This window comes from Achromobacter sp. RW408 (assembly GCF_003184165.1).
GTDB lineage: Bacteria > Pseudomonadota > Gammaproteobacteria > Burkholderiales > Burkholderiaceae_B > Achromobacter > Achromobacter xylosoxidans.
Window position 1 is genome coordinate 1 of record NZ_QHHO01000045.1, and the last position, 415, is coordinate 415.

The following is a 415-nucleotide window of genomic DNA, read 5'->3' on the forward strand; positions in this document are numbered from 1 at the left end:
CACGCGCGCCTCGATGTCCTGGTCGCTGAAGGCAACGGGTTCGGCGCTGGCGGTTTGTTCGGCCGCGGGCTCCAGCGCCGCCGCCTGGGGCGCCGGCTCGGCCGTGGCCAGCTGGGGCGGGACGTTGGCTTGCGACTCGGCCGGCGGTTGCGCGGCGCGCTGGATTTCCGGGGCGGCCGCCTGCTGCGGCGCGGGCGCGTCGGTGCCCACCAGGCGCGGTGCCGGCGCGCGTTCGGGGCTGGCCTCGGCTTCCTGCGACACGGCCAGTTGCGGCGTCATGTCGATCATCTCGGCGTTTTCGCGCATGTCGGTCCAGGCGAACAGGCCGGCCACCAGCGCCGCGCAGGCGGCCGCGGCCCAGCCCGGGTGCCAACTGTGGCCGGGATGCCAGGTGCGGCGCACGGCCGCGTCCAGT

Annotated in this window: 1 pseudogene; it reads right to left on the bottom strand. The window is 76.4% G+C overall.

Features of this window, described 5'->3' with window-relative positions:
- Window positions 1–402 (bottom strand): annotated as a pseudogene (locus DK459_RS09975) (hypothetical protein); the annotation flags it as partial.
- Between the last annotated feature and the right edge of the window lie 13 nt (window positions 403–415).